The following is a 3,816-nucleotide window of genomic DNA, read 5'->3' as shown; positions in this document are numbered from 1 at the left end:
CCCCGGGTGGGGGAGGGGCCGCGGCCGTGTGCGGGCGGGGGAGCGTCAGAGGCGCTCGGGGGTGCGGATGCCCAGGAGGGACATGCCCTTGGTGAGCGTCCGGGCGGTCAGGTCGCACAGGAACAGACGGTTCTCGACCTGCTCGGTCGTGTCGGCCTTGAGGACCGGGCACTCCGCGTAGAAGGACGTGTACAGCGAGGCCAGCTGGTACAGGTACGCGGCCAGCTTGTGCGGGGCGTACTCGGAGGCCGCCTCCGCGATCAGCTCACCGAAGCCGTCCAGGTGCAGGCCGAGGGCACGCTCGGTCGGGGCCAGCTCCAGTTCCGGGTGCGCCACCGGCGCGGCCTCGCCGGCCTTGCGCAGGATCGACTGGATCCGCGCGTAGGCGTACTGGAGGTACACCGAGGTGTCACCCGTCAGCGACACCATCTGGTCCAGGTCGAACTTGTAGTCCCGGGCCGCCGAGGTCGACAGGTCCGCGTACTTCACGGCACCGATGCCCACCTGCGCGGCCCGCTCGGCGATCTCCTGCTCCGTGAGGTCCTGGGCCTTCTCGCGGACCACGGACGCGGCCCGCTCCACCGCCTCGTCCAGGAGGTCCACCAGGCGGACCGTCTCGCCCTCGCGGGTCTTGAAGGGCTTGCCGTCCTTGCCGAGGACGGTGCCGAAGGCCAGCTGCACGGCCTGGGTGCCCTCGGTCAGCCACCCGGCCCGGCGGGCCGTCTCGAAGACCATCTTGAAGTGCAGGGACTGCCGGGCGTCCACCACGTAGATCAGGGTGTCCGCGCCCAGCTTGCCGACCCGGTCCCGGATCGCCGAGAGGTCGGTGGCCGCGTAGCCGAAGCCGCCGTCCGACTTCCGCACGATCAGCGGGGTGGGCTGCCCGTCCGGGCCCTTGTACTCGTCGAAGAACACGCACAGGGCGCCGTTGGAACGGACCGCGACGCCCGACTCCTCCAGCAGCTCGCAGGTCTCCACGAGCATGTCGTTGTAGCCGGACTCGCCGACCACGTCCACGTCCTGGATGTCCATGTCCAGCTTGTCGAAGACCGAGTAGAAGTAGATCTTCGACTCGTCCACGAACCGCTGCCACAGGGCCAGCGTCTCCGGGTCCCCGGCCTGGAGGTCCACGACGCGGGCGCGGGCCCGGGTCTTGAACTCCTCGTCGGAGTCGAAGAGCACCCGCGAGGCCTTGTACAGACGGTTCAGGTTGGACATGGCCTCCTCGCCGGCGGCCTCGCCCGCCGCGTCGGCGGCCTTGTGGTCCAGCTCGTGCGGGTGCTCCAGCAGGTACTGGATCAGCATGCCGAACTGGGTGCCCCAGTCCCCGATGTGGTGCCGGCGGACCACCTTCTCGCCGGTGAACTCCAGGATCTCCACCATCGCCGCGCCGATGACGGCCGACCGCAGGTGGCCGACGTGCATCTCCTTGGCCACGTTCGGCTGCGCGTAGTCGATGACGGTGGTGCCCGCGGACCCGTTCAGCGGCACGCCGAGCCGGGCGTCCGCGGCGCGGGCCGCCAGGGTCTCGATGATCGCCTTGTCGGAGACGGTGATGTTGAGGAAGCCGGGGCCGGAGACCTCGACCTCCTTCAGCAGGTCACCGGCGTCCAGGCCGTCCACGACCTTCGTCGCCAGCTCGCGCGGGTTGGCCTTGGCCTTCTTCGCGAGGGCCAGGATGCCGTTGGCCTGGAAGTCGGCCCGGTCGCTTCGTCGCAGCAGCGGGTCGGCCGCACCGGCCTCCGGCAGGGCGGAGACGAGGGCGGACGCGAGACGCGCGTGGACGGAAGAAGCGAGGGAAGGGACCGAGGCCATGGGCTGCCGTTCCTGTGAGAGTGCTGCGTGGGCGTGCGTACGTGAAGCGCTACGAGTATCCCACGGGGGGTGCGGCCGACCCGAAGGGATAAGCGGCCCCCAGGCCGGCGGGGCCGACCGGGACCGAAGGTGCCCTCCGCCGGGCAACCCCGGACGGCGCGGTTCCGTCTGGGAGAATGTTCCCAGCCAGAAACCGAGCAGAAGGACGTGTCGTGGCTCAGAGCGCCCAGAGCACCACCGAGACCGACTGGGTCTCCCGTTTCGCGGACGAGGTCATCGCCGAGGCGGAGCGTCGTGCCCCGGGCAAACCGGTCGTCGTCGCCTCCGGCCTGTCCCCCTCCGGCCCCATCCACCTCGGCAACCTCCGTGAGGTCATGACCCCGCACCTGGTCGCCGACGAGATCCGCCGCCGCGGCCACGAGGTCCGGCACCTGATCTCCTGGGACGACTACGACCGCTACCGCAAGGTCCCCAAGGGCATCCCCGGCGTCACCGAGGAGAGCCACGCGCAGCACATCGGCCGGCCGCTGACCGCCGTACCGGCCCCCGAGGGCTCCCCGCACCCGAACTGGTCCGAGCACTTCAAGGCCGCCATGACCGAGGCGCTGGCCGAGCTGGGCGTCGAGTACGACGGCATCAGCCAGACCGAGCAGTACACCTCGGGCGTCTACCGCGAGCAGGTCCTGTTCGCGATGAAGCACCGCGGCGACATCGACGCCGTGCTCGCCCAGTACCGGACCAAGCCCAAGGCCGCGAAGAAGTCGCAGAAGCCGGTGGACGAGGCCGAGCTGGAGGCCGCCGAGGGCTCCGGCGCGGCCGGCGAGGACGACGGCAGCGCCGAGGGGGCCGAGTACTTCCCGTACAAGCCGTACTGCGGGGCCTGCAACAAGGACTTCACCAAGGTCGTCTCCTACGACGACGAGACCACCGAGATGACCTACGTCTGCACCGAGGACGAGTTCACCGAGACGGTCCGCCTCAGCGAGTTCAACCGCGGCAAGCTGGTCTGGAAGGTCGACTGGCCGATGCGCTGGGCCTACGAGGGCGTCGTCTTCGAGCCCTCCGGCGTGGACCACTCCTCCCCGGGCTCCTCCTTCCAGGTCGGCGGCCAGATCGTGCACCTCTTCGGCGGGGAGCAGCCGATCGGCCCGATGTACGCCTTCGTCGGCATCAGCGGCATGGCCAAGATGTCCTCCAGCAAGGGCGGGGTCCCCACCCCCGGCGACGCCCTGAAGATCATGGAGCCGCAGCTGCTGCGCTGGCTGTACGCCCGCCGCCGCCCCAACCAGTCCTTCAAGATCGCCTTCGACCAGGAGATCCAGCGGCTGTACGACGAGTGGGACAAGCTGGAGGCCAAGGTCGCCGACGGCTCCGTGCTGCCCGCCGACGCCGCCGCGCACTCCCGGGCCGTCCGCACCGCCGCCGTGGAGCTGCCGCGGACCCCGCGCCCGCTGCCGTACCGCACCCTCGCCTCCGTCGTGGACATCACCGCCGGCCACGACGAGCAGACCCTGCGGATCCTCCACGACCTGGACCCGTCCGAGCCGCTGACCTCCCTCGACGAGGTCCGCCCGCGCCTGGACCGCGCCGAGAACTGGATCACCACCCAGGTCCCGGCCGACCAGCGCACCCTGGTCCGCGAGGAGCCCGACACCGAGCTGCTCGCCTCCCTGGACGCCGACGGCCGCCGCTCCCTGGAGCTGCTGCTGGAGGGCCTGGACTCGCACTGGTCCCTGGACGGCCTGACCACCCTGGTCTACGGCGTCCCGAAGGTCATGGCCGGCCTGGACCCGGAGGCCAAGCCCACCCCCGAGCTGAAGGTCGCCCAGCGCGAGTTCTTCGCCCTGCTCTACCGCCTGCTCGTGACCCGCGAGACCGGCCCCCGCCTGCCCACGCTGCTGCTGGCGGTCGGCGCGGACCGGGTCCGCAAGCTGCTCGCGGGCTGACGTCCGCGCCACGCGTGACGGAGGGCCGCCGGCCCCGGGGTGTTCTCCCGGGGCC

General features: G+C 71.0%; 2 protein-coding genes. One reads left to right on the top strand and one right to left on the bottom strand.

Annotation, left to right across the window (positions count from 1 at the left end):
- Positions 1-45: 45 nt before the first annotated feature.
- Positions 46-1,815, bottom strand: coding sequence for an arginine--tRNA ligase (gene argS / locus ABTZ17_RS36480; RefSeq protein WP_352200122.1), 1,770 nt, complete (start codon positions 1,813-1,815; stop codon positions 46-48).
- A 212-nt stretch (positions 1,816-2,027) separates the two neighbouring features.
- Between argS and lysS the strand changes: the two genes are divergently transcribed.
- A complete protein-coding gene (gene lysS / locus ABTZ17_RS36475; RefSeq protein WP_352200121.1) occupies positions 2,028-3,761 on the top strand; it encodes a lysine--tRNA ligase in 1,734 nt (577 codons plus the stop codon).
- Positions 3,762-3,816: the final 55 nt, after the last annotated feature.

The sequence above is a fragment of the Streptomyces sp. NPDC097619 genome, assembly GCF_040302735.1.
Lineage (GTDB): Bacteria > Actinomycetota > Actinomycetes > Streptomycetales > Streptomycetaceae > Streptomyces.
The sequence above is the reverse complement of the archived record's forward strand: the minus strand, read 5'-3'. Positions and strand labels throughout refer to the sequence as shown.